The organism is Streptomyces sp. NPDC000878 (assembly GCF_053599695.1).
In genome coordinates this window covers 372772-394979 of sequence record NZ_JBSFMT010000002.1, presented here as the reverse complement: position 1 = coordinate 394979, position 22208 = coordinate 372772, and the positions used below count along the sequence as shown (strand labels likewise).

Genomic DNA, 22208 nt, shown 5'->3' with positions numbered 1-22208 from the left:
GCCGTTCAGGCCGATGAACCACCCACTCACCCGCCCCTTACAACCCGACCAATCGCCCCGGATAGAGTTCCCCCATGAGCGATCTTGCAACAGGCTTCCGGTACCTCCTGAAGGGCCAGCGCTGGGTCGCCCGACACGGCAAGCAGTACGGATTCGGGCTGCTGCCCGGCCTCCTCACGCTTGTCCTCTACCTCGCCGCCCTCACCGCCCTCGTCCTCTACGGCACCGACCTCACCGCCTGGGCCACCCCCTTCGCCGACGACTGGTCGAGCCCCTGGCTCGGACTCTTCCGCGGCTTCCTCACCGTCCTCCTCTTCGCCCTGGCCCTGCTCCTCTCGGTCCTCACCTTCACCGCGATGACCCTGCTCATCGGCCAGCCCTTCTACGAGAACCTCTCCGAGAAGGTCGACCGTGACGTGTCCCCCGACGCCACGGCCCCCGAGTCGGGCCTGCCGCTGTACCAGGAGCTGTGGATCTCGGCCCGAGACAGCCTCCGGGTCCTCGTACGGGCCCTGTGCTGGGCCGTGCTCCTCTTCGCCCTCGGCTTCGTCCCGTTCGTCGGGCAGACCGTCGTACCCGTGCTCGGCTTCATGGTCACCGGTTTCTTCCTCACCGAGGAACTGACCGGAGTCGCGCTCATGCGGCGCCGCGTCGAACTCCGGGACCGGCTCGCCCTGTTGCGCTCCCGCAGGCTCCTGGTGTGGGGCTTCGGTACGCCGCTCGCGCTGGCCTTCGTGGTGCCGTTCGTGGCCGTCTTCCTGATGCCGGGCGCGGTCGCGGGCGCCACGCTGATGGCCCGCGACCTGCTCGGCGAGGAGACCGTCGGTCAGGAGCCGGCGGAGGAAGCGGCGGCCTGACCGGACGCGTCCACGGCCACGGTCAGGATCGACCGCACCTGCGCGATGATGTCCAGCCGGTTCTGTACGAACTCGGCATCGGTGACCGCCCCGGTCGCCGGGTCGGTGTTGCCCGTCCCGAACTGCAGTACCGGCGTGTGCACATGCCCGCCGGGAAGCGTGCCGCCCAGACCGAGCCGGTCGCGCAACAGGGTCGCCCGGTAGGCGATCTCGTTGGAGAGGTAGTTCCCGCCGCCCCCGGCCCGTGCCGTGGACCCGGCGGTGGGTCCGTCCGCCCGTACGACGGAATCGGTGCCGCCCGCCGGTATCTCGGTCACGCTCGTGTTGTCGTACACGGGAAAGCGCCCGGTGCTCGCGGCCACGATCGCCTTGTACGGCAGGGTCGTCGACGTCCACTGGGGCTGCGAGGCCGGGTCGTCGACCGGGACGGTCTCCGTACGGCCGATGTTCTCGTTGTCCGGGAAGCCGCCCCGCCAGGCCCCGTTGGTCCGCTCCACGTCGAACCGCCCGACCCGCCCCTGACTCACGGTCGTGAACAGATCGACCTTCGGCAGGACCGGCCGCAGCGTCCGCTCCACCGTCCCTCCCCCAGAGCCGAATGCCTGGGAGGTGCCCCCAGCGAAGTCCTGCCAGCGCACCGGAAACACGGCGGTCTCGACCCGCGCCGGCCCCTCCGCCGTCTCGATCACCGTGCCGTCGAGGGCGAGCGCGGTGGCCCCGGACGGGTTGGAGATCCGCACGTCACGGTCGAGCGTGAACGGATCGAACCCGGTGACCAGAACCCGCTTCAGCGCCCCGCCGCACGGATACGTGATCGACGTCTGCCCGCGCGAGTTCCGCTCCAACTCACCCAGCAGCGCCGCCCGTTTGCCGTCACTCACCCCGAACGACGGCTCCCAGAGCCGCAGTTCACGGATCATCGCGAGCCGCGCCCAGTACAGCGGCCGGTCGTCGTCCCGGCTCAGATCACCCCCGGCAGGACCGCGCCCCTGCGCCCGGTCGACCGCCCGCTGCCACAGCGCCGACGACTGGCGTACGACGAGCCCGCGGGCCTGCGCGTACGAGCGCGCGTCGCCGAGCGCCCGCGCGAACCTCGGCGCCACCGAGTCGAACCCGGAACGCCGGAGGATCTCCTGCGGCGCCGCCTTGTCGAGCCGCTGCTCCTCGACGGTGGGCGCGGCCGGGGCGTCGGCGGCCGAGGCGGTGGCGGGCGCCGAGAGCCCCGCCAGCAGTGCGAGTCCGAGTACGCCGATCCGAACACGTAGGGAATTCAAGGAAGTTCAGGCCTTTCCGTCGCCGTGGGGAGGACACAGCAGTGGGGTGCTGCCGGACGGCCGCAGTATCGCGTGACGGAAGTGGTCTACGCCATAGTGTGAGGTGGAGTGCGGGGCGGGGAGACGTTCATGGACTCGACGAGGAGGCGCCCACGTGACGGAGACATCGCAGGCATCGGCGGACAGGGCCCGGGAGGCGGTCGTCGAGGTGGCTCTCGGCAGGCTGGACACGGACGCCAAGGCCCGGCTGCTGTCAGGCCAGGACAGTTGGTCGCTGCCCGCACTCCCCGAGATCGGGCTGAGGTCCCTCGTCATGTCCGACGGCCCGATCGGTGTCCGCGGCACCCGCTGGACCGCCGACGACCCCTCCGTCGCCCTGCCCTCCCCGACCGCCCTCGCCGCCACCTGGGACCCCGAACTCGCCCGCAGGGCAGGCGTGTTGCTGGCCCAGGAGGCCCGCCGCAAGGGCGTCCACGTCCTCCTCGCGCCCACCGTCAACCTGCACCGCTCCCCGCTGGGCGGCCGGCACTTCGAGGCGTACAGCGAGGACCCGTACCTCACCGGGCGGATCGGCGCCGGTTATGTCAACGGCGTCCAGTCCGGCGGCGTCGGCACCACCGTCAAGCACTTCGTCGCCAACGACGCCGAGACCGACCGCTTCACCGTCGACAACCTGGTCTCCGAACGCGCCCTGCGCGAGCTGTACCTGGCCCCCTTCGAGGCCATCGTCGAGAACGCCCACCCCTGGGGCATCATGACCGCCTACAACACGGTCAACGGCACGACGATGAGCGAGCACCGCTATCTCGTCAACGAGGTCCTGCGCGGCGAGTGGGGCTTCGACGGCTACAACGTCTCCGACTGGACGGCCGCCCGCTCCACCACCGGCGCCATCAACGGCGGCCTCGACGTCGCCATGCCCGGCCCGAGGACGGTGTACGGCGCCCCTCTTGCCAAGGCCGTACGGGACGGAGCCGTCGCCGAGGCCACCCTCGACGGAGCCGTGCGCAACGTCCTGCGCCTCGCCGCCCGCGTCGGCATCCTGGAGGGCGCCGAACCCGCCGTCACCGAACTCCCGGCGACCGTCGACGGCGTCGCGCTGGCCCGCGAGATCGCCCACCGCTCCTTCGTCCTCGTCCGCAACCAGGGCGCCCTGCCGCTGCCCGCCGGACACACCGTCGCCCTCAGCGGAGCCGCCGCCCGCGACGCCCGCGTCCTCGGCGGCGGCTCCGCCACCGTCTTCCCGGCCCGCATCGTCTCCCCGCTCGACGGCCTCACCGCAGCGCTCCCCGAAGGCGCCCTCACGTACGTGGTCGGCGCCGACCCGAACACCGAACTCGCCGTCGCCGACAAGGGGTTCGCCCTGCGCGCCGTCTGCCGCGACGCGGCCGGCACGGTCATCGGCACCGGCTCCGCCCCCAACGGCCAGATCAACTGGATGGGTTCGGACCTCCCCGAGGGCGTCACCCACGACCGGCTGCACACCGTCGAACTCACCGGCACCCTCACCCCGCGCCACACCGGCCCGCACACCTTCGGCATCAAGGGCCTCGGCGCCTTCACCCTCACCGTCGACGGCACGACCCACTACGACGGCATCCAGACCACCGACAGCGACGACCCGTTCATCGCGTTCTTCGGCGACCCCGTACCCTGCGCCGAGGTCCAACTCACCGAGGACACAAGGGTGGAGGTGTCCCTCACCTACGTCGTCGCCTTCCCCAAGGGCACCCCGATGCCGACCATCGCCTTCAGCCTCTGCCACCAGGAACCGCGCCGCGACCCCGACGAACTGATCGCCGAGGCCGCCGAAGCAGCCCGCGCCGCCGACACCGCCGTCGTCGTGGTCGCCACCACCGAGCGCGTCGAGTCCGAGGGCTTCGACCGCACCGACCTCCAACTCCCCGGCCACCAGGACGACTTGGTACGCGCTGTCGCCGCCGCCAACCCCAACACCGTCGTGGTCGTCAACTCCGGCTCCCCGGTGGAACTGCCCTGGCGCGACGAGGTCGCCGCCGTGCTGCTGAGCTGGTTCCCCGGCCAGGAGGGCGGCGCGGCCCTGGCGGACGTCCTCACGGGCGCCCGCGAACCCGGCGGCCGGCTCCCCACCACCTGGGGTGCGCTGGCCGACGCCCCGGTCACCCAGGTCACCCCGACCGACGGCGAACTCCCGTACACCGAGGGCGTGTTCATCGGCTACCGGGCCTGGGAGAAGGAGGGCAAGGTCCCCTCGTACCCCTTCGGCCACGGCCTCGGCTACACCGACTGGACGTACGAGAGCGCCGAGGCCGAGGGGAACGGGGCGACCGGGGTGACGGTCACCGTCCGGGTCACCAACTCGGGTACGCGCCCGGGCCGCGAGGTCGTCCAGGCGTACCTCGCACCGACCGCCCAGGACCCCGACCGCCCGGCCCGCTGGCTCGCCGCCTTCGCCGGGATCGAGGCCGCCCCCGGCACGACGGCCGAAGTAACCCTCGAACTCCCGCGCCGCGCCTTCGAGATCTGGGACGAGTCGGCGAACGCGTGGGCCTTTGTGAAAGGTTCGTACGAAATCCAGGTCGGTCGCTCGATCACCGGCCAACGGCTCGCCGCGCCGATTACGGTCTAGCCAAGGGCAGTCCGCCCCACCAGCCGGCCCCGGCCCGGGACCTGACCCCCGGACCGGGGCCAGCCGGCTGCCGTACGTGCCCTACTCCCGTACGCCGAACCCGTACACGGTCTCCGAGCGGTAGGCGCCACCCGGCCGCAGCTCCGTGCTCGGGAACTCGGGCCGGTTCGGCGAGTCGGGAAAGTGCTGGGTCTCCAGCGCGATGCCGTGCCCCGGCCCGAACGGCTCACCGAGGTGGTCGGCGGTGTAGAGCTGAAGACCGGGCTCGGTCGTCGCCACGGTCACGACACGCCCCGAAGCCGGGTCGTACAACTCGGCGACCTCGACCGCATCCGCCGTCCGCCCCTTGTCGAGGACGAAGTTGTGGTCGTACCCGGCGCCCACCTTCCGCTCCATACGGAAGTCGAAGCGGGAGTCCGCCACCGGCTCGACACCCGTCGGGATCAGGTCCGCGTCCACCGGTGTGTACCGCGAGGCGTCGATCCGCAGGGCATGCCCGCCCGCGCTGCCGGAGCCCGCCCCGGACAGGTTCCAGTACGTGTGGTTCGTCAGATTCACCACAGTCGGCGCGTCCGTGACCGCCTCGTACGCGATCCGCAGCGCCCCGTCCGCGTCCAGCGTGTACGTCCCCGAGACCTCCAGACGCCCCGGGAAGCCCTCCTCGCCGTCCGGGCTCACCCGGGACAGCCGTACCCCGTGCTCGACCGGCTCCGCGTCCCACACCCGCTTGTCGAAGCCGTGGGTGCCGCCGTGCAGGGAGTTGGGCGCGTTGTTCCGCGCCAGCTCGTACGTCCGCCCGTCCAGCGGGAAGGTGCCACCCGCGATGCGGTTCGCGTACCGCCCGACCAACGCGCCGAAGTACGGCTCCGGGTGCGCCAGATAACCGCCCACGTCCGGGAACCCCAGCACCACATCTGTCAGCTGCCCGTCCCGGTCCGGGACCTCGGCCGACTGCACGATCCCGCCGTACGTCAGCACACGCACCCGCACCCCGGCCCGCTCCAGGGTCCAGCGGTGCACCGGCGTGCCGTCGGAAAGTGTGCCGAAAAGTTCGTTCATGTGGACCATGCGGAAAACCCTAGGTCACGCCTTCTCGGCGGTGACCTCGCGGTACGCGATCTCGGCGAGCCGCGCCTGGCCGTTCCGGCTCGGATGGAACCAGTCCCAGGGGCTCAGCTGCCGTATCCCGAAGTCGTAGGCGAAGACCGCGCCCCCGTCGAACCGGCACAGCCGGTCCGTGGCGCACACCTCCTTCAGCACCGAGTTGTACGCCTCCACCCGCCCCCGCACCTCGTCCCGCCGAGCGGTCGCCGCCGAGTCGACCGCGTCCGGGTCGGCCAGCATCGACTGGCAGAGCCCCAGCTTCCACACCGCCTTGCTCATCCCGTTGGTCCGCCCCTGCGACCAGAGCCGCTTCAGATCCGGCACGCTCGCCACGTACACCTGGCTCTTGGGCGCCGCCGTACGCAGCGTCCGCAGCGCCTGAGTGAACGACGCCCGGAAGTCCGCCACCGACGTCATCTCCGCCACCGACGACCGGCACGCGTCGTTGGCCCCCGCCATCACCGTCACCAGCGCGGGCTTGCGGGCGGCGGCCTTCGTCATCTGGGCGGGCAGATCGTCCATCAGGGACCCGGTGACGGCATAGTTCCAGCTCCGCTGTGCCGCCCCGGAAGCCCCCAACAGCCGTACGGCCAGACTGTTCACCTCTTTGTCGCTGCCGGTCGCCCAGGACACCTCGGGGCAGTCGGACAGCACCGAGCAGGCGTCGAAGCCACGCGTGATGGAGTCGCCCACGGCCGCCACGGAGGCCGGGCTGCTGTCCCAACCGGACGCCGGAGTCACGGACGGCTTCGCCTTGGCCCGCGTGCCGTCCGGCGCCGGGGACGTGTCACCGCCGCCGCCACACCCGGCGACGCCCAGCAGGGCCGCCGACGCGACGGCGACGACGGCCCGCGAACGGTGACTTCGTTTCCGCATCCCAGGGTCCCCTCGGTCGGCGTGCAGAGCGCTGCGCAATGGTTCTCGCCCATAACAACGCACGGGAGTTCCCGACACCGAGAACAACTAATGCCCCAAACAGTGCAACGCCGCACACCAGTACAAGCGTCCCCCTGGGTGAATGGCGGGCGTTTCATGGCATCGGGACCGACGGTACGTCGCACTCCTCGCGCCGCCGCACGGTAGCCTCGCCATCAACGTGGCTGCCTTGACACCGCCGCTCGCCCAGTTCGCAAGATGTCCCGCTCTGTCCGGAGGTCCCAGTGACGACACGTGGAGTTCTGTACGTGCACTCCGCGCCGCGCGCGCTGTGCCCGCACGTCGAGTGGGCCGTCGCCGGAGTGCTCGGCACACGCGTCAGCCTCGACTGGATCCGCCAGCCCGCCGCCCCCGGCACCTGGCGCTCCGAGTTCTCCTGGAAGGGCCAGGTCGGCACCGCCTCCAAGCTCGCCTCCGCCCTGCGCGGCTGGCAGTTGCTGCGCTTCGAGGTCACCGCGGAACCCTGCGCCACCGCCGAGGGCGAGCGCTACAGCTGCACCCCCGACCTGGGCATCTACCACGCCGTCACCGGCATCCACGGCGACATCCTCATCCCCGAGGACCGCCTCCGCGCCGCCCTGACCCGCTCCCAGCGAGGCGAGACCAACCTGGAGGCCGAGTTGGCCAAACTCCTGGGCAAACCCTGGGACGACGAGCTGGAGCCTTTCAGATACGCAGGCGAAGGCGCCCCGGTGAGATGGCTCCACCAGGTCGTGTAAGAGACGTTCAGAGGGGCTGACCCAGGGGCGCGGGGAACGGCGCGACAAGCCCCCACGGACGGACAGCCGACACACAACCGAAAGTGGCCCGAACTCCAACAAGGAGTCCGGGCCACACACGTTCAAGGCAAAGATCAAACCGACCTGAACGCCAGCACCACGTTGTGCCCACCAAACCCGAACGAGTCGTTCAACGCGGCAATACGCCCGTCGACAGGCAACTTACGAGCCTCCCCACGCACGATGTCCGCATCGGCCTCCGGATCAAGGTCCTCGACATTGATCGTAGGCGGAGCAATCCGGTGGTACAGCGCGAGCACGGTCGCCACCGTCTCGACACCCCCCGCACCACCCAGCAGATGCCCGGTCATGGACTTCGTCGCGGACACAGCCATGTGGTCGACATCGTCACCGAACACATTCCGCAGCGCCTTCAGTTCAGCCACATCACCCGCAGGCGTAGACGTGGCGTGCGCGTTCACATGCACGATCTCCGCCGGATCAAGATCGGTCGCAGCCAGCAGATTCCGCAGCGCCGCGGAGATACCGCGCCCCTCCGGCTCCGGCTGCACGATGTCGTGGCCGTCGGCCGAGATGCCCTGGCCGACCGCCTCCGCGTAGACCCGCGCACCGCGCGCGGCGGCGTGCTCGGCGGACTCCAGCACGATCACACCGGAGCCCTCGCCCATCACGAAGCCGTCGCGGCCCGTGTCGTACGGACGCGAGGCACCCTCAGGGTCCTCGTTGTTCTTGGACATCGCCATCATGTTGCCGAACGCGGCGATGGGCAGCGGATGGATGGCCGCCTCCGTGCCACCGGCGACGACGACGTCGGCGCGGCCGGTGCGGATCATCTCGATGGCGTACCCGATGGCCTCGGCGCCCGACGCGCAGGCGGAGACCGGGGTGTGCACACCGGCGCGCGCGCCGACGAGCAGACCCACGTTGGCGGAGGGGCTGTTGGGCATCAGCATCGGCACGGTGTGCGGGGAGACGCGGCGTACGCCCTTCTCCTTCATCACGTCGTACTGGTCGAGCAGAGTCGTCACTCCACCGATGCCCGAGGCGATGACCGTGCCGAGCCGGTCGGGGTCGACGGCCGGACTCTCGCCCTCACCGGCGCCCTCGCCCGCCCGGTCGGTGAAGCCGGCGTCGGCCCACGCCTCCTTGGCGGCGATCAGCGCGAACTGCGCCGACCGGTCCAGTCGGCGGGCCTGGGGCCGGGGGATGATCTCGGACGGTTCCACGGCGATCTGCGCGGCGATACGGACGGCCGACTCGGCCGCCCACTCCTGCTCCAGGGCACGGACACCGGACTTGCCGGCGACCAGACCCTCCCAGGTAGAGGCCGCGTCGCCACCCAGCGGTGTGGTTGCGCCGATACCGGTGACGACCACGGTGCGATTGGTCGGGCTCACGGGAATTCCTTCTCCAACGAATACGGGAGGACAACCCCCGCGTAGGCGGGGAGAACGGCGCCACCGCCGGGTGGCGGGGCTGAGAGGCTGACAAGCCGGTCAGGAGACCGGCGGACCAGCCTCCGCGATCAGTCCTGGTTCTTGAGGATGTACGCGGTCGCGTCGCCGACCGTCTTGAGGTTCTTGACGTCCTCGTCGGGGATCTTGACGTCGAAGCGCTCTTCGGCGGCGACGACGACCTCGACCATGGACAGCGAGTCGACGTCCAGGTCGTCGGTGAAGGACTTGTCCAGCTGGACGTCCTCAACCGGGATGCCGGCGATCTCGTTCACGATGTCGGCGAGACCGGCGACGATCTCTTCCTGAGTGGCGGCCATGGCAGGCGCTCCTTCTTGTGTATCTATCCAGAGAGGGTTGGCAGTTGTCCCCGTTCCCGGTTCCGATGATCCGGATCCGGTGCGGGGTGCCTAGGGGAGGGTAACGACCGTCGCGGCGTACACGAGACCCGCCCCGAAGCCGATGACGAGCGCGGTGTCGCCGCTCTTCGCCTCGCCGGTCGCCAGAAGCCGCTCCATCGCGAGCGGGATCGAGGCGGCCGACGTGTTGCCGGTGGTGCGCACGTCGCGTGCGACCGTGACGTGCTCCGGCAGTTTCAGTGTCTTCACCATCGAGTCGATGATCCGCTCGTTGGCCTGGTGGGGAATGAAGACGTCCAGGTCGTCCGGGGTGATCCCGGCCGCGTCCAGCGCCTGCTGTGCGACCTTCGCCATCTCGAACACGGCCCAGCGGAACACCGCTTGGCCCTCCTGCGTGATCGCAGGAAACTTGCCGGAACTGTCGTACTCGTTCCACGGTACGGTCTGCTTGATGGTGTCCGACTTGTCGCCCTCGGATCCCCACACGGTCGGACCGATGTGCGGTTCCTGGGAGGGGCCCACCACGACCGCGCCCGCGCCGTCACCGAACAGGAAGGCGGTCGCCCGGTCCTCCAGGTCGGTCAGGTCGGACAGCCGCTCGACGCCGATGACAAGGACGTACTCCGCCGAACCCTCGACGATCATGCCCTTGGCCAGGGTGAGTCCGTAGCCGAAGCCCGCGCAGCCCGCCGAGATGTCGAACGCGGCGGCCTTGGCCGTGCCCAGCTTGTCGGCGATCTCGGTGGCCACGGCCGGGGTCTGCTTGAAGTGCGAGACCGTCGAGACGATCACACCGCTGATCTGCTCGGCGGTGATGCCCGCGTCGGCGATCGCCTTGCCGGACGCCTCGATCGACATCGCGGCGACGGTCTCCTCGTCGGATGCCCAGTGCCGGGTCTCGATGCCGGAGCGGGAACGGATCCATTCGTCGGACGAGTCGATCGTCTCCAGGATCACCTCGTTGGGCACGACCCGGACCGGCCGGTACCCGCCCACGCCCAGGATGCGCGCGTAGGGGGCGCCTCTGCTGGGCTTGATCTTCGACATTGCTCGGGGCTCCTTTCAGGCGCCCGCCGCGTCGGCGGCAGAGGTCGAGGTCAGCGATTCGGCGATCAGCTCACGAGCGGCGTCGAGATCGGCGGGGGTCTTCAGGGCCAGGGTCTTCACGCCGGGCAGCGCCCGCTTGGCGAGACCGGTGAGGGTGCCGCCCGGGCACACCTCGATGAACGCGGTCGCGCCCAGCGTCTTGAACGTCTCCATGCACAGGTCCCAGCGCACCGGGTTGGCGACCTGTCCGACCAGCCGCGCGAGCACTTCCGACCCGTCCGCGACCGTCTGTCCGTCCTTGTTCGAGACGTACGTGATCTGCGGGTCGCCGGGCGTCAGCGAGCCGGCGGCAGCGGCGAGGGCATCAACCGCGGGAGCCATGTGGTGCGTGTGAAAAGCACCGGCCACCTGCAGCTTGACGACCTTGCGCACGCCTTCGGGCTTGTCCTGGAGGAGAGCCTCGATCTGCTCCTCCGTCCCGGCGGCGACGATCTGCCCGGCGCCGTTGACATTGGCCGGGGTCAGCCCCAGCTTCTCCAGATGAGCCACGCTCACCTCGGGGTCACCACCGAGGAGCGCCGCCATCCCGGTCTTCGTCACGGCGGCGGCCTCGGCCATGGCCAGACCGCGCTTGCGTACGAGGGTCAGGGCGGCCGTGTCGTCGAGCACGCCCGCGAAGGCGGCGGCGGTGATCTCACCGACGCTGTGCCCGGCGACGGCACCCGGCGTGACGTCACCGCCCATGGCACCCAGTGCCGAGGCGGACAGTATCCCGGCCGCGACCAGCAGCGGCTGAGCCACCGCGGTGTCACGGATCGCGTCGGCGTCGGCCTCGGTCCCGTAGTGGACGAGGTCGAGCCCGATGGCGTCGGACCACGCGGCGACGCGCTCGGCGGCACCGGGCAGTTCGAGCCAAGGAGTCAGGAAGCCGGGCGTCTGGGCGCCTTGGCCGGGAGCGACGAGTACGAGCACTCTCACACTCTCTCTTGGGTACGGGCACGGCCGCCCGTGGGGACAGGGACGAAGAACGGCAGGGGGTTTTGTAGGGTTCCGATAAATGCCTAGGGTTGAAGATCCCCATCGGCCAGGCGCCCGAGAATCAGCGCGATCCGCAATGTGAATGCGGATCGTACATCTGAAGGCGACCAGCCGGTGACGTCAGTCACACGTCGAAGCCGGTAGCGCACGGTGTTGGGATGAACGAAGAGCATTCGTGCCGCACCCTCCAGACTGCTCGCCTGTTCGAGATAGACGGCGAGCGTTTCGAGCAGTGCGGACCCGGCCTCCTCCAGCGGTCTGTAGATCTCCTCCACCAACTGGTCACGCGCACCGGGGTCACCGGCGATGGCACGCTCCGGAAGCAGATCGTCGGCCAGCACCGGCCGCGGGGCGTCCTGCCAGGCGGAACAGGCCTTGAGCCCCGCGGCGGCGGCCTGCGCGGACCGGGTGGCGGCCAGCAGATCGGGCACGACGGGCCCGGCGACCACGGCCCCGGCGGCATAGGGCCCGATCAGCGACTTGGCAACGGCAAGGGGATTGTCGCTACCCCCCGCGATGACGACGAGCCGATCCCCGAGCACCCCCGTGAGCACCTGCAACTTGGCGTGCCGGGCGGCCCGCCGAATGGCCTCCACGGTCAGCTCACTGTCACCGTCGGGTGCGGTACCCAGCACCACACACACATGCTCGGGCGAATTCCAGCCAAGAGCGGCGGCCCGTGAAACAGCCCCTTCGTCGGCCTCCCCACTGAGCACGGCGTTGACGACGAGCGACTCCAGCCGGGCGTCCCAGGCACCCCGTGCCTCGGCGGCCTGGGCGTACACCTGTGCGGTGGCGAAGGCGATTTCACGGGCGTACACGAGCAGAGCCTCCCGCAGCACGCCCTCATCACCCGGAGCGGCGACTTCATCGATCGCACTCTCCATGACCTCGATGGTCGTACGAACCATCTCGACGGTCTGGCGCAGGGTGATGGCCCTGGTCAGCTCGCGAGGAGCGGTACCGAAAACATCGGTGGAGATGGCCTGCGGAGCATCCGGATGCCGAAACCACTCGGTAAAGGCGGCAATACCGGCCTGGGCGACCAGCCCGATCCAGGAACGGTTCTCCGGGGGCATGGCCCGGTACCACGAGAGCGTCTCGTCCATGCGCGTGATCGCCTGCGCGGCGAGACTCCCGGACGACTTCTCCAGCCGCTTCAGGGTCCCCGGGTGCGGGTGCTCGGGACGTGCGGTGGGCTCGGGGCGGTGGGATTCGGGTTCGGGCACGGGACAAGACTGCCTTATCAGGACGGGAGCGTGCGGCGTCGGGTCTACGGTGGGTGGGTGATGGACGTACGGCGCGCGGACGAGCGCTATCCAGGGGGCGACCCGGCAGCCGGTATCGAATCCTGGCACGCCTTCTCCTTCGGCCCCCACTACGACCCGGACAACCTGCGCTTCGGCGCGGTGATCGCCTGCAACGAGGAGCGGCTCGCTCCCGGCGCCGGCTTCGACGAACACCCGCACAGCCACATGGAGATCGTGACGTGGGTGACGGAGGGGTCGCTGACCCATCGCGACTCGACGGGTCACGAGACGGTGGTGGTGGCGGGGGACGTCCAACGCCTGAGCGCGGCGGCGGGGGTACGCCACGTGGAGCGCAACGAGGGGGCAACCCCCCTGACCTTCGTCCAAACCTGGCTGGCGCCGCTGCACCCCGGCGGCACCCCGTCCTACGAGATAGTCCACGGCATCGCGGACTCCACGCCGTACGCGGTCCCGGAGGCGGGCGCGATGCTGCACGTACGCCGCTTGTCGGCGGGCGAGCGTACGGCGGTGCCGGACGCGGCGTATGTGTACGTCCACGTCGTCCGGGGAGAGGTCCGCCTGGGCGCCGAGAAACTAGGCGAGGGGGACGCGGCGCGCCTCACGGCGGCGGAGGGGGTGGAGGCGGTCGGGGTGACGGCGACGGAGCTGTTGCTGTGGGAAATGGCAGGCTGACGACGTTTTTCTTCGCCCCCTCAGCCCCGTACTACCTCCGCCAGCACCGCATCCGTGAACCCCGGCCACACCTCCACCGCCCACGCCCCGAACGCCCGATCGCTCAGCGCCACACACCCCACCCCCACCACCGGGTCGATCCACAGAAACGTACCCGACTGCCCGAAATGACCGAACGTCCGCGCCGACGACGAACTCCCCGTCCAGTGCGGCGACTTCACCCCCCGGATCTCGAACCCCAGCCCCCAGTCGTTCGGGTTCTGATGCCCGTACCCGGGAAGAACCCCCTTCGTCCCCGGGTACTGGACGGACATCGTGTCCGCCACCGTGCGCGGATCCAGCAACCGAGGCGCCTGCACCTCCGCCACGAACCGCACCAGATCCCCGACAGTCGAGACACCGTCCTTGGCCGGCGACCCCTCCACCCCCGTGGACCCCATCCCCAACGGCTCCAGCACCGCCTGCCGCGCATACTCCGCGAACGGCATCTCCGTAGCCTTCGCCACATGATCCCCCAGCACCTCGAACCCGGCGTTGGAGTACAACCGCCGCTCCCCGGGCGGAGCCGTCACCCGGTGCTCGTCGAAGGCGAGGCCCGAGGTGTGCGCGAGGAGATGGCGGACCGTGGATCCGGGCGGCCCGGCCGGCTCGTCGAGTTCGATGGCGCCCTCCTCGTACGCGACGAGGACCGCGTACGCGGCCAGCGGCTTGGTGACCGAGGCGAGCGCGAACCGGTGGTCGAGGGGACCGTGGCCGCCGAGAACGGCACCGTCCGCCCGTACGACGGCCGCGGCGGCGGTGGGCACGGGCCAGCTCTCGATCAACGCGAGGCTCTGCAGGGAACTCAACGAATCCGACGACATACCGTCGAGCTTAGGAGGATCAGAACCGCAGCCGCATGAAGGGGTCCGGCTGACGGACGAACCCGAGCGACACATACAGCGGCTCCGCATCGGGGGACGCGGTGAGATCGATCTGCCCGACACCCTGCTCCCGGAACCACTCCACCAACGCCTCCATGCACGCCCGCGCATACCCCCGGCGCCGCGCGTCCGGATCGGTGGCGACGCTGAAGACGAACCCGACCCGCCCGTGCGGATTGCCCGTACGCCCGATCCGGTACTCGACGGTCCCCACGACCAGCGCGGCCAGCGCACCGGGCCGATCGGGCCGCTCCGGATGGTCGACGACGAACGCGGCGAAGCCCCCGTCCGGATCGGCGAGTCTCCCGGTCACCGTGGACAGCGACGCGGACTGCCAGTCGGCGTCGGTGTTCGCCCCGGGCATCGAGTCGATCATCACCTGGCGCAGCCGCAGCAGTTCTTCGGCATCATCGGGTGTGGCACGGCGTACGAGAGTCATGATCCGTACGGTAATCAGCCGGGACCGGCCAAGTCTCCGCAATATCGCGGGATCCGCTTGCCTGGAGTGCACTCCAAGGTTTTAGCGTGGGGGTCATGACGGTGCTGGAGACCACAGAGCCCACCACGAACGCCGACAGCTGTGCGGGCCCGAGGCAGCCGGACCGGCGCCCGGACGGACAGGACCGCTACACGATCAGTGAGGTCGTCGTCTTCACCGGGCTGACCGCGCACACCCTGCGCTGGTACGAACGCATCGGACTGATGCCGCACGTCGACCGCTCCCACACCGGCCAGCGCCGCTACAGCAACCGTGACCTCGACTGGCTCGACCTGGTCGGCAAGCTCCGGCTCACCGGTATGCCGGTCGCGGACATGGTGCGGTACGCCGAACTGGTGCGCGAGGGCGACCACACGTACGGCGAGCGGTTCGAGCTGCTCGAATCGACCCGCCGGGCCGTCCTGGACCGCATCGCCGAACTCCAGGACACGCTCGCGGTACTCGACCGGAAGATCAGTTTCTACGCGGAGGCGGACCTGGACGCGGGCCTGGTCCGCGATGTCCGCGACGCCGCCGCTGCCCGCCAGATGGAGAGTGCTCGATGACGAACGACAACAACAGCAAGCTCACTACCGCCCCGCTCGGCACCGGCGGCCCCGAGGTCGGCGTACAGGGCCTCGGCTGCATGGGCATGAGCATCGCGTACGGCCCCACGGACGCCGACGAGGCCCGCGCCACGCTCGAACGCGCCCTCGAACTCGGTGTGACCCTCTACGACACGGCGGACGCCTACGGGGAAGGCGAGAACGAACGCTTCCTGTCCCCGTTCTTCAACGCCCATCGCGACGAGGTCGTCGTCGCGACGAAGTTCGCCCTGGCGATGCCTGCCGGAGTGACGGGCCCCCGGATCATCCGCAACGACCCGGACTACATCCGCCAGGCGGTCGAGGCCAGCCTCAAGAACCTCGGCATCGACGTCATCGACCTCTACTACATGCACCGGCGCGATGTGAACGTCCCCATCGAGGAGACCGTCGGTGTGATGGCCGACCTGGTCCGCCAGGGCAAGGTCAAGCAGCTGGGCCTGAGCGAGGTCACGGGCGCCGAGCTGCACGCCGCCCAGGCCGTGCACCCGATCGCCGCCGTCCAGTCGGAGTGGTCCCTGTTCAGCCGGGACATCGAGGCGGGCGTGGTCCCGGCGGCCCGCGAACTGGGCGTCACCCTGGTCCCGTACTCCCCGCTCGGCCGGGGCTTCCTGACCGGCTCCTTCACCGACGCCGACCAGGAACTCACCGAGGGCGACTACCGCCGCACCCAGCCCCGCTTCACGGGCACCAACGCCGCGGCGAACGCGGCCCTCCTGGCCCCCATCCGAGCCGTGGCCGAGTCCCACGGCGCCTCGGTAGGCCAGATCGCCCTGGCCTGGGTCCAACAACAGGCCACGGTGCACAACCTCCCGGTGATCCCGATCCCGGGCACCCGCAGGAGGACCCGGGTCGAGGAGAACGCGGCGGCGACACAGATCGTCCTGAGCGAGCAGGACATGGCCCTACTGGACCCCATCGCAGCAGGCGTGGCAGGCACCCGCTACCCGGACATGCGCTTCGCGTCAGCAGGCAGGGAGTAGACACCAGTTCGTTCCAAGGGGCGAGGACCTGCCCCACCCAGGGGCGCGGGGCGGTATCTGATCTGCGGCTCCGCCGCGTGGGCGCGACAAGCCACAACGAACCGGCACCCGCCAACGCGCAGAACCCCCACCCCCACAGGCGGCCTACAACTCCGCCAACAACTCAGCCTTCTTCGAAGAAAACTCCTCATCCGTAACCAACCCGGCCGAGTGCAACTCCCCAAGGTGCCGAATCCGTTCAGCAACATCCCCAGGATCACGCCGACCGGAACTCACCTGAACCGCCCCCGCCCCACCCGCGGAGCGAACCCCCGCCAACACCGCCGCCGCAAACGGCAACGACTCATGCACAGGCCCGTACCCCAGCCCGAACACCACCGACGCGGGATCCTGATCGACGGCCTCCGCGACAGCTGACCCGTTCCGCCGGATCAGCCGCAGATATCCCTCGAACACCTCGGGCGACCGCCACTCCACCCCACTCAGGTCGGCGACCGGAAACGTCTGGTCGCCGGCCTTCCACTTCGCCGACGACGCACCCGTCCAGAACCACCGGAAGGACACCGCCCGCCCGTCGAAGGACGCCTTCGCGTCGTACGCCTTGAACGCCCGCGGCACCTCGGGAGCGGCCACCAGGAACCTTTCAGCAGGTTCCTTGTCCGTACCGCCGACCTCGCCCACCCGGGCCCGCAGTTCGTCCGCGTAGTACTCGGCGAGCGTCTCCCGCTCGGCCGGCAGCACCAGCCGGTACGGATCGCAGCCCTCCTTCAGCTGGCCGTCGGCCGCCTCCATCAACGGGTCGGCGCCCGGCCGGGGTTCGGCGCGCAGCACCACCGTTCCGCGCTTGCCCGGGGTCAGCGTCACACCCGCGATCGCTTCCAGGGGGATACGGCGTTCGCCGAGCGCCTGGAACAGCTTCGGCGTGCGGATGCCCCGTTCGAAGCGGATGAGCACGGAGTCGGACTCAAACTCCCAGGCGGCATGAAATCCGGCCAGTACGTCACCCATGCGGCTCATCGTATGCGGCAAGAGCTTCATAGTCCCCTCCCCGGGCACACCGTGATTTCTGCGTCCTCTACGCGCGTCCGGCCATCGCCCCGTCGGACAAACCCTTCAGACACACGTCATCCTTGCGGTCCTGCTGATCGTTCTGATCCCGCTGAGCGCACCGCACGGCGCCGAACGCGCCGACGCCGATCTCGGCGAAGTTGTGCAGACTCTCCGTACCCGGCTCGAAATAGCCGCCGTGTCCCTTCGCACCCCGCGCGGACAGCACCCGTGAGCCGAACCCCGACGACACCGGATCGGCGCCGTGCCCGAGGCCGCCGACCTCCAGGTACGGCACGTCCTGGATCCAGTCGTCGGCGTCCCGCATCGCCCACACCCGGGCCGAGGTGCGCAGCTGAGCCGCGTTCTCGACCCGCATGCCGGGGCTGCCTGCCACCGCGATGTCCGTCACCCGGCGCGGCAGCGCGTGCGCGGCGACCCCGCAGACCACCGAGCCGTAGCTGTGGCAGTACAGGGCGACCCGCGCCCGGCCGGGCAGTCCGCGCACCAGCGCGTTCAGCCGCAGCGCCCCGGACTTGGCGCGCATCGCCGTCGCCGCGTCCATGCCGAGCCCGTTGGGCGCGGTGTAGTCGGCCCAGGCGATCACGGCCGTACGCGTCGTCGGGCTGGCCTCCCCTTCCGCGCGGTACAGCGCCGAGGCCATGCCGACGGGCGCCGAGTACTTGCGGTTGGTGCGCTGGAAGGTGAGGAGGTCGGTGTCGACGCCGGGGACCACGACCGAGACGCGCTGTGCCGAGTCGAGGTCGCCGAAGACCTCGGCGACCCGGCCGTTGCCCTCGGGGTCGAAGGCCAGGATCTGGCGGCCCTTCTCCAGCAGGTCCTCGTAGCGGTGCATCCTCCGCCCCGCCTCGTGCTGCCCGACGGGCGAGAGCCGGTTGTCGTGCATCCGCACCCGTTCCGTCTCGCGGGCCGTGTGCAGCGCGATGCGGTTGGCGCGGTAACGCAGCTCGACCGGCGCGCCGTTCATGTTGCCGACCGCCAGTGGATAGCGACGGACGAGCCGGTCGCGCTGGTGGACGGTGAGCGAGGCGAAGAACCGGGCCAGCCGGCCGGGCGTCCCGTCCGGGTCGGGCAGCGCGTGGCCGCCGATCCGTCCGTGCTCCCACGCGGAGAGCGACGCCTGGAGCGGCGAGGGCGTCCGATGACTGCGGACCGCGGTCCAGCCGGTCGTCGCGAGCATCACGAAGACCACGGCCAGCGCGAGCAACGCGCGCCAGACGTTCAGTTGCGGGGAGGTGTCGAAGGAAGTCACTGAAAGGACACACTAGGAGAACGAGAGGGTCTCGCGTTAACCGAGTGACGGGGATCACGTTTCGATAACCGACGATGGGTATGGCGCTACGTGCGCATGCCCGTACGGGGCGTCACGACCGTTCCGTACGCCAGTTCCCCGCCAGCGCAGGACCCATCGCGTCGAGGTAGGTGCTGGTCAGCTCGCGCATCGCCGTGACGCTCATGTCGGAGCCCGCGCCCCACCGCCGTTCCGTCAGCCGCATCAGCCCGCCGAACAGGGCCACCACGACGCGCGGCCGGAGATCGCCGTCCACGTCGACGCCCTCGCGCTCGGCGACCACCCGCGCCACCGCCTCCTCCATCTCGATGGAGCGCCGCATGTGTGCGGCGAGCAGCACCGGCGTCGACTCGATCACGTAGTACATGCGCATCTGCAACTCCGCCGGTACGACGGACTCCACGGCCTCGTTGATGACGTGCCAGCCCTCCAGCACGGCCTGCCGCAGCGCCTCCAACGGGACCTCGTGGGCCGGGCGTTCGCGCACCGCCTCGATGAAGTGCTCCTCCGCGATGCGGTGGACGGCGAAGGCGGCGTCCTCCTTGCCGGCGAAGTAGCGGAAGAAGGTGCGCTGCGAGACCTCGACGGCCTCGGCGATCTCGTCAACGGTCGTGTGCTCGTACCCCTTGGTGGTGAACAGGACGAGGGCGGCGCGCACCAGCGCGTCCCGGGTGCGCTGCTTCTTGCGTTCGCGCAGGCCGGGGCCGGACCCCGGACCCACCTGGGTTTCGGCAGCGCTCATGACGATCAGGCCTCTTCGTTCTACTCGGGGAGTGACGTGTCAGTTACCGACTTGTGAACTCGTTTGTCAATTGTCAGTGGCTGTCACTAGCCTCGAACGCATGACTAGTCAGACCACCATCGAGACGACCGGTCCGGGGGACAAGGCACCTGTCTCTCCCTCGGATCCCACGCCTGCCAAGGGGCTGCGCGGCCATCCGTGGCTGACCCTGATATCCGTGGCCGTCGGGGTCATGATGGTGGCCCTGGACGGCACCATCGTGGCCATCGCCAACCCGGCCATCCAGAAGGACCTGGGCGCGAGTTTCGCGGACGTCCAGTGGATCACCAACGGCTACTTCCTCGCCCTCGCGGTCACGCTGATCACCGCGGGCAAGCTCGGTGACCGGTTCGGGCACCGGCAGACCTTCCTCATCGGCATCGTCGGCTTCGCCGCCGCGTCGGCGGCCATCGGCCTGTCCAGCAGTATCGCCCTGGTGGTCGTCTTCCGGGTGTTCCAGGGGCTGTTCGGCGCGCTGCTGATGCCGGCCGCGCTCGGTCTGCTGCGGGCCACGTTCCCTGCCGAGAAGCTGAACATGGCCATCGGCATCTGGGGCATGGTCATCGGTGCCTCCACCGCGGGCGGCCCGATCCTCGGCGGACTGCTCGTCGAGCACGTCAGCTGGCAGTCGGTGTTCTTCATCAACGTGCCGGTGGGCATTCTGGCCCTCGTCATCGGTCTGGTGATCCTGGTCGACCACCGCGCGGAGAACGCCCCGCGCTCCTTCGACGTCCTCGGTATCGGCCTGCTCTCCGGTGCGATGTTCTGCCTGGTGTGGGCGCTCATCAAGGCTCCGGCGTGGGGCTGGGGCGACGGCAAGACGTGGCTGTTCCTGGTCGTGTCGGTGGCGGGCTTCGGCTTCTTCGCGTTCTGGGAGACGAAGGTCAAGGAGCCGCTGATCCCGCTCAACCTGTTCCGTTCGGTCCCGCTGTCGGCGGGCGTGGTGCTGATGGTCCTCATGGCCATCGCCTTCATGGGCGGCCTGTTCTTCGTCACCTTCTACCTGCAGAACGTGCACGGTATGAGCCCGATCGACGCGGGTCTGCATCTGCTCCCGCTCACCGGGATGATGATCGTCGGCTCGCCGCTGGCGGGCGCGATGATCAGCAAGACGGGTCCGCGCGTCCCGCTCGCGGGCGGTATGGCGTGCGTCGCGATCGCCATGTTCGGCATGTCCACGCTGGAGACGGACACCGGCAGCGGCATCATGTCGCTCTGGTTCGCCATGCTCGGCCTCGGTCTCGCCCCGGTCATGGTCGGCGCGACGGAGGTCATCGTCGGCAACGCCCCGATGGAGCTGTCCGGCGTGGCCGGCGGCCTCCAGCAGGCGGCGATGCAGATCGGCGGCAGCCTCGGTACGGCGGTCCTGGGCGCGGTCATGGCCTCCAAGGTCGACAGCGACCTCGCGGGCAACTGGACGGCCGCGGGCCTCCCGGCGCTCACCCCGGAACAGCAGGCGCAGGCCTCGGAGGCGGTCCAGGTCGGCGTGCCGCCGGTGGCACCGGGCACTCCGGAGACGGTCGTCGCCCAGATCACGAAGGTCGCCCACGACACGTTCATCTCCGGCATGAGCCTCGCCTGTCTGGTCGCGGCCGGCGTGGGAGTGGTGGCGGTGCTGGTCGCTCTCCTGACGAAGCGCGGCGAGAACGCGGAGGCGGGCGCAGGCGCGACGCACATCTGAGGCGCAGATGGCTATGCGAGGCGCATATATCTATGCGATGTGCGGAGAAGTTCCCCTATCCGAGTGACTCCGCTAAAGATTCCTCCCCTTCGGTACTCGGGGCAGGTCACAGTTAGTCAAGTCCTCCGCACGACATGGTCGTTACGACATGTACGACACGGAGGATCGCCGGGCCGCGGCGCGCTGCCGGAGGGGGACAGCGCGCCGACGGGCCCGTCGACCAGGGCGGCCACCTCGGCCCGCAGCGCCCGTACTTCGTCCGTCAGCGCCGCGATCGCCGCCGTCTGGCGCCGCTCCTCCACGTCGTCCATCTCGAACCGGGAGATGAACCACGCGGCGATGTTCGCGGTGACCAGACCGAGCAGCGCGATCCCGGACAGCATCAGCCCGACCGCGAGCACCCGGCCCACTCCGGTGGTCGGCGCGTGGTCCCCGTACCCCACGGTCGTCATCGTCGTGAACGACCACCACAGTGCGTCGCCCAGCGTTCGGATGTTCCCGTCCGGCGACTCGCGCTCCACCGACAGCACGGCCAGCGAACCGAACATCAGCAGCCCCACCACGGCCCCGCCGACATACGTCGTCAGCCGCACCTGGGACGCCATCTGGGCCCGCCGGCCCACCAGCAGCAGCGTGGATACGACCCGCAGCAGCCTCAGCGGCTGGAGCAGCGGCAGCAGCACGGCGAACAGGTCCAGCCAGTGCCGCCGTACGAACTCCCGCCGCTGCTCGGCGAGACCGACCCGCACGAGATAGTCGACAGCGAACGCACCCCACACCCCCCACTCCACGACCGTGCAGGCGACCGACACGGTCCGCCCGGCGGGACTGTGCACGATCGGCACCGCATAGGCAACAGCGAACAAGACCGCAAGCCCCATCAGGGGCCGCTGAGTCCGCCCCTCCCAACGCCCCTGCGCCGTCTGCTCCTTCATGCCCCGCATATTAAGGGCCCGAAAGCAGCACAGAAGCGCCCCTGGAGGACGCCCCGAAGGGGCGCACCTCCAGGGGTGCGGGGAACTGCGCGACCAGCCACAA

At 69.9% G+C, this 22208-nt stretch carries 21 protein-coding genes; 7 read left to right on the top strand and 14 right to left on the bottom strand.

Annotation, left to right across the window (positions count from 1 at the left end; translation table 11 throughout):
* Positions 1 to 74: 74 nt before the first annotated feature.
* Complete coding sequence (locus tag ACWDR4_RS03515; RefSeq protein WP_450403297.1) at positions 75 to 857, top strand: EI24 domain-containing protein; 783 nt, start codon at positions 75 to 77, stop codon at positions 855 to 857.
* Here ACWDR4_RS03515 and ACWDR4_RS03510 read toward each other — a convergent pair.
* Positions 827 to 2131 carry a pyroglutamyl peptidase gene (locus ACWDR4_RS03510; RefSeq protein WP_450403295.1) on the bottom strand — a complete coding sequence of 435 codons (1305 nt, stop codon included), beginning with the start codon at positions 2129 to 2131 and terminating at the stop codon, positions 827 to 829. The two genes, ACWDR4_RS03515 and ACWDR4_RS03510, sit on opposite strands and share 31 nt — an antisense overlap.
* 154 nt (positions 2132 to 2285) lie before the next feature.
* Here ACWDR4_RS03510 and ACWDR4_RS03505 point away from each other — a divergent pair, with 154 nt between their 5' ends.
* Entirely contained in the window at positions 2286 to 4739 is a 2454-nt protein-coding gene (locus ACWDR4_RS03505) for a beta-glucosidase (RefSeq protein ID WP_450403293.1), read from the top strand.
* A gap of 81 nt (positions 4740 to 4820) precedes the next feature.
* Here ACWDR4_RS03505 and ACWDR4_RS03500 read toward each other — a convergent pair whose 3' ends face one another.
* Complete coding sequence (locus tag ACWDR4_RS03500) at positions 4821 to 5798, bottom strand: aldose epimerase family protein (protein ID WP_450403374.1); 978 nt, start codon at positions 5796 to 5798, stop codon at positions 4821 to 4823.
* A 24-nt stretch (positions 5799 to 5822) separates the two neighbouring features.
* On the bottom strand, positions 5823 to 6719 hold the full coding sequence (locus ACWDR4_RS03495; RefSeq protein WP_450403290.1) for an SGNH/GDSL hydrolase family protein: 897 nt from the start codon (positions 6717 to 6719) through the stop codon (positions 5823 to 5825).
* 284 nt (positions 6720 to 7003) lie between these two features.
* Here ACWDR4_RS03495 and ACWDR4_RS03490 point away from each other — a divergent pair, with 284 nt between their 5' ends.
* Positions 7004 to 7498 (top strand): DUF3145 domain-containing protein, encoded by a 495-nt coding sequence (locus tag ACWDR4_RS03490; protein ID WP_450403288.1) that lies wholly within the window; start codon positions 7004 to 7006, stop codon positions 7496 to 7498.
* Between the two features lie 134 nt (positions 7499 to 7632).
* Here the strand turns inward: ACWDR4_RS03490 and ACWDR4_RS03485 are convergent, their stop codons facing one another.
* The 5 genes from ACWDR4_RS03485 to ACWDR4_RS03465 form a co-directional block, all read right to left on the bottom strand.
* Positions 7633 to 8916 (bottom strand): beta-ketoacyl-[acyl-carrier-protein] synthase family protein, encoded by a 1284-nt coding sequence (locus ACWDR4_RS03485; protein WP_450403285.1) that lies wholly within the window; start codon positions 8914 to 8916, stop codon positions 7633 to 7635.
* A 128-nt stretch (positions 8917 to 9044) separates the two neighbouring features.
* Entirely contained in the window at positions 9045 to 9293 is a 249-nt protein-coding gene (locus ACWDR4_RS03480; protein WP_105971431.1) for an acyl carrier protein, read from the bottom strand.
* Between the two features lie 90 nt (positions 9294 to 9383).
* A complete protein-coding gene (locus ACWDR4_RS03475) occupies positions 9384 to 10379 on the bottom strand; it encodes a beta-ketoacyl-ACP synthase 3 (RefSeq protein ID WP_450403284.1) in 996 nt (331 codons plus the stop codon).
* A gap of 15 nt (positions 10380 to 10394) precedes the next feature.
* Complete coding sequence (locus tag ACWDR4_RS03470) at positions 10395 to 11351, bottom strand: ACP S-malonyltransferase (RefSeq protein ID WP_450403372.1); 957 nt, start codon at positions 11349 to 11351, stop codon at positions 10395 to 10397.
* Between the two features lie 89 nt (positions 11352 to 11440).
* Positions 11441 to 12646 carry a PucR family transcriptional regulator gene (locus ACWDR4_RS03465; RefSeq protein WP_450403281.1) on the bottom strand — a complete coding sequence of 402 codons (1206 nt, stop codon included), beginning with the start codon at positions 12644 to 12646 and terminating at the stop codon, positions 11441 to 11443.
* A 60-nt stretch (positions 12647 to 12706) separates the two neighbouring features.
* Between ACWDR4_RS03465 and ACWDR4_RS03460 the strand changes: the two genes are divergently transcribed.
* On the top strand, positions 12707 to 13360 hold the full coding sequence (locus tag ACWDR4_RS03460) for a pirin family protein (protein WP_450403369.1): 654 nt from the start codon (positions 12707 to 12709) through the stop codon (positions 13358 to 13360).
* Between the two features lie 20 nt (positions 13361 to 13380).
* On the opposite strand, the gene ACWDR4_RS03455 is transcribed toward ACWDR4_RS03460, so the two are convergent.
* Entirely contained in the window at positions 13381 to 14223 is an 843-nt protein-coding gene (locus ACWDR4_RS03455; RefSeq protein ID WP_450403279.1) for a serine hydrolase domain-containing protein, read from the bottom strand.
* A gap of 19 nt (positions 14224 to 14242) precedes the next feature.
* Positions 14243 to 14722 carry a GNAT family N-acetyltransferase gene (locus ACWDR4_RS03450; RefSeq protein WP_450403276.1) on the bottom strand — a complete coding sequence of 160 codons (480 nt, stop codon included), beginning with the start codon at positions 14720 to 14722 and terminating at the stop codon, positions 14243 to 14245.
* Positions 14723 to 14817: 95 nt separating this feature from the next.
* On the opposite strand from ACWDR4_RS03450, the gene ACWDR4_RS03445 reads away from it, so the two are divergent.
* On the top strand, positions 14818 to 15327 hold the full coding sequence (locus tag ACWDR4_RS03445; protein ID WP_450403275.1) for a MerR family transcriptional regulator: 510 nt from the start codon (positions 14818 to 14820) through the stop codon (positions 15325 to 15327).
* Positions 15324 to 16349 (top strand): aldo/keto reductase, encoded by a 1026-nt coding sequence (locus ACWDR4_RS03440; protein ID WP_450403272.1) that lies wholly within the window; start codon positions 15324 to 15326, stop codon positions 16347 to 16349. The genes ACWDR4_RS03445 and ACWDR4_RS03440 overlap by 4 nt, the downstream gene beginning before the upstream one ends.
* A 144-nt stretch (positions 16350 to 16493) precedes the next feature.
* Here the strand turns inward: ACWDR4_RS03440 and ACWDR4_RS03435 are convergent, their stop codons facing one another.
* The 3 genes from ACWDR4_RS03435 to ACWDR4_RS03425 form a co-directional block, all read right to left on the bottom strand.
* The gene (locus ACWDR4_RS03435; protein ID WP_450403367.1) at positions 16494 to 17366 is read right to left on the bottom strand and encodes a DUF4429 domain-containing protein; all 873 of its coding nucleotides are present in this window, start codon (positions 17364 to 17366) and stop codon (positions 16494 to 16496) included.
* Between the two features lie 58 nt (positions 17367 to 17424).
* Positions 17425 to 18669 carry an alpha/beta hydrolase gene (locus ACWDR4_RS03430; RefSeq protein WP_450403270.1) on the bottom strand — a complete coding sequence of 415 codons (1245 nt, stop codon included), beginning with the start codon at positions 18667 to 18669 and terminating at the stop codon, positions 17425 to 17427.
* 112 nt (positions 18670 to 18781) lie between these two features.
* Complete coding sequence (locus ACWDR4_RS03425) at positions 18782 to 19450, bottom strand: TetR family transcriptional regulator (protein ID WP_450403268.1); 669 nt, start codon at positions 19448 to 19450, stop codon at positions 18782 to 18784.
* A 100-nt stretch (positions 19451 to 19550) separates the two neighbouring features.
* On the opposite strand from ACWDR4_RS03425, the gene ACWDR4_RS03420 reads away from it, so the two are divergent.
* Positions 19551 to 21170 (top strand): MFS transporter, encoded by a 1620-nt coding sequence (locus ACWDR4_RS03420; RefSeq protein ID WP_450403266.1) that lies wholly within the window; start codon positions 19551 to 19553, stop codon positions 21168 to 21170.
* Between the two features lie 116 nt (positions 21171 to 21286).
* Here the strand turns inward: ACWDR4_RS03420 and ACWDR4_RS03415 are convergent, their stop codons facing one another.
* The gene (locus tag ACWDR4_RS03415; protein WP_450403263.1) at positions 21287 to 22105 is read right to left on the bottom strand and encodes a potassium channel family protein; all 819 of its coding nucleotides are present in this window, start codon (positions 22103 to 22105) and stop codon (positions 21287 to 21289) included.
* Positions 22106 to 22208: the final 103 nt, after the last annotated feature.

Coding starts and splice junctions, on each gene's coding strand:
- ACWDR4_RS03515 (WP_450403297.1), top strand. CDS start 75: ATGAGCGATCTTGCAACAGGCTTCCGGTACCTCCTGAAGGGCCAGCGC.
- ACWDR4_RS03500 (WP_450403374.1), bottom strand. CDS start 5,798: ATGAACGAACTTTTCGGCACACTTTCCGACGGCACGCCGGTGCACCGC.
- ACWDR4_RS03495 (WP_450403290.1), bottom strand. CDS start 6,719: ATGCGGAAACGAAGTCACCGTTCGCGGGCCGTCGTCGCCGTCGCGTCG.
- ACWDR4_RS03480 (WP_105971431.1), bottom strand. CDS start 9,293: ATGGCCGCCACTCAGGAAGAGATCGTCGCCGGTCTCGCCGACATCGTG.
- ACWDR4_RS03475 (WP_450403284.1), bottom strand. CDS start 10,379: ATGTCGAAGATCAAGCCCAGCAGAGGCGCCCCCTACGCGCGCATCCTG.
- ACWDR4_RS03460 (WP_450403369.1), top strand. CDS start 12,707: ATGGACGTACGGCGCGCGGACGAGCGCTATCCAGGGGGCGACCCGGCA.
- ACWDR4_RS03455 (WP_450403279.1), bottom strand. CDS start 14,223: ATGTCGTCGGATTCGTTGAGTTCCCTGCAGAGCCTCGCGTTGATCGAG.
- ACWDR4_RS03450 (WP_450403276.1), bottom strand. CDS start 14,722: ATGACTCTCGTACGCCGTGCCACACCCGATGATGCCGAAGAACTGCTG.
- ACWDR4_RS03445 (WP_450403275.1), top strand. CDS start 14,818: ATGACGGTGCTGGAGACCACAGAGCCCACCACGAACGCCGACAGCTGT.
- ACWDR4_RS03440 (WP_450403272.1), top strand. CDS start 15,324: ATGACGAACGACAACAACAGCAAGCTCACTACCGCCCCGCTCGGCACC.
- ACWDR4_RS03435 (WP_450403367.1), bottom strand. CDS start 17,366: ATGAGCCGCATGGGTGACGTACTGGCCGGATTTCATGCCGCCTGGGAG.
- ACWDR4_RS03425 (WP_450403268.1), bottom strand. CDS start 19,450: ATGAGCGCTGCCGAAACCCAGGTGGGTCCGGGGTCCGGCCCCGGCCTG.
- ACWDR4_RS03420 (WP_450403266.1), top strand. CDS start 19,551: ATGACTAGTCAGACCACCATCGAGACGACCGGTCCGGGGGACAAGGCA.
- ACWDR4_RS03415 (WP_450403263.1), bottom strand. CDS start 22,105: ATGAAGGAGCAGACGGCGCAGGGGCGTTGGGAGGGGCGGACTCAGCGG.